Source organism: Kribbella swartbergensis, from assembly GCF_054784135.1.
On record NZ_BAAGPM010000044.1, the window covers coordinates 1 to 2,138 of the forward strand.

General features: G+C 63.5%; 1 protein-coding gene. It reads right to left on the minus strand.

Annotation, left to right across the window (positions count from 1 at the left end):
- Positions 1 to 1,641, minus strand: a 1,641-nt coding sequence (locus ACYVOK_RS34350; RefSeq protein WP_460666780.1) for an MFS transporter, incomplete at its 3' end; no start/stop codon positions are given.
- Between the last annotated feature and the right edge of the window lie 497 nt (positions 1,642 to 2,138).

A 2,138-nucleotide genomic window follows, 5' to 3' on the forward strand; every position in this document is an offset into this window, starting at 1 on the left:
GTCATGAGTCTGAGATCCAGGATCCCGGGTCAACCCGCCTGTCTGGCGCTCGATCATGCGCCGCACCCGTGGCCGGTCTGGTCCCTGATGCAGCTCCCGAAGGCGTTCGCCCACGGCAGCATCAGCCTGCGTGATGCGTTGGTTGTGCCGCACGTAGTCCAGCCAAGTCGGGTTATGGTAGCGCTCGATCCAGATTTCCGGGTTCTCCAGATCCCGTAGCAGCGTCCAATGTCGCGCGCCATCCCGGCGCCGGATCCGCCGCCGCTCGGCCATCACGGCGAGGAAGGCCACCACATCCTCTTCCCGGATCACATACTCGATCGTGATCACAACCGGACCGCTGCGCGGTAATATGTCAACTTCGATATGGGGCTCAGTCCACCGGTTCAGCGGATCGAGGTTGAGCGTCTTCAGCTCGGGCAAAGGCAGCCGCAGGCCAAGAGCGGCTCCGGCAATCAACACACCTGCCGCGATCAGAAGAGCATCCCCTGTCCCATACTGCTCGGCCGCCACACCCCAGATCCAGCTGCCGAAGGCCATGCCGCCGAAGGTTGCCATCTGATAGAGTGCCAGAGCACGACCCACGACCCAGCGGGGTGAGGACAGCTGCACGGTGGCGTTGAAGCTCGAGAGCGCCAGCACCCAGCTCGCCCCGCCAAGCGCCATCGCGACGATCGTCAGGAGCGCGAAAGAGCTCAGTCCCGCAACAGTTGCGCACACGGCGAAGCTGAGGAAGGCAATGCGCACGAGAGCCTCAAGCGACAGGGCCTGCCTCAGACGGGCGCTGAGAAGAGCTCCCCCAACCGCACCGATGCCGAAGGCCCCAAGCAGGAGGCCAAAGGTGAGCGGCCCTCCCTGGATCAGATCCCGGGCGATAAGCGGCATCAGGGCCTGCACTGCAATGGCCGCGACGCCGAACACGGCTCCCCGCAGGAGTACCACGCTGAGATTGGGGGACATGGCCACATAGCGGATCCCGGCTGCCATGGCCGATCCGAGACTTTCCGGCGGCAAAGCCCTCGGCGGTCGGGCTGGCTGCCACCGGGCCAGGACGGCAATCAGCCCGAGATAGCTGATCGCATTGACCGCGAAGGCTGCAAAAGCCCCCACAGTTGCGACGATGATTCCACCGAGCGCCGGGCCGACGCTGCGAGCGATGTTGAACCCCATGCTGTTGAGGGCGATCGCTGCCGGCAGGTCTGAGCGGGGCACCATCTCGCCCACCAGCGACTGCCAGGCAGGGCCATTGAACGCCGTTCCGCAGCCAACCAGGAAGGTGAAGGTTAGCAGGAGCCAGGGCGTCACCACTCCGAAGTAGGTGCACAGGGTCAAGGCGACCGACACCATCAGCAGGAAGAGCTGGGAGGTGAGCATGAGCTTGCGCCGGTCGAAGTTGTCGGCGATGGCGCCGGCCATGAGCGAGAACAGCATGATTGGGAGCGTTGTCGAGGCTTGCACCAAGGCGATGAGATCGGCCGAGGCGCCGATGGAGGTCATCAGCCAGGCCGCGCCCACCGATTGGATCAGTCCGCCGAAATTGGAGGCGAGGCTTGCAACCCAGACAGCCAGGAAGATGCGATGCCGGAAAGGCGCCAAAGCGGATGTTGGCCTGTCCGATCCTTCAGCGTCTCGTGTTGGCATGGAGAACCTGAGGTGAGATCAGGGCGAGAGCCCGCCCAAGATCGACTAGGTAGGGCCAGCGGCGTGGTGCGCTAGGGTGAAGATGCCGTCGCCGAACATGGCTGGAGCTAGGACGGGTTCCACGTTCAAGGCTTAAACGTCAAAGGAGCTCTGCTCGCCCCCTGTCGCGACACCCAACGATCTTGCGGGGCTGAAGCGGCGTGGATGCTGCCATATCGCTTGGCTGACACGGCTCCGCCGGCTGTGTTCTTCGCTGCACAATCCTCTGCATGCGCGTCAAAGCATCCTGAACTTCGGGACGAGTGGAAACCTCCTGAGCCGAGAACTCGTGGCGGCAGAGACGACAGATCAGATCCGCCCTAAACTGCAGCTTCCGCAGCCGGACCTTAAACCGTTGCTGGCAGTGAGGACACGCCAAGTCGATCCGTGTGCTCCCATGATCTTCGAACAAGCGGCCCCTCCGGTTAAGATTCGCCCTCATGCTCGAACCATGGCAG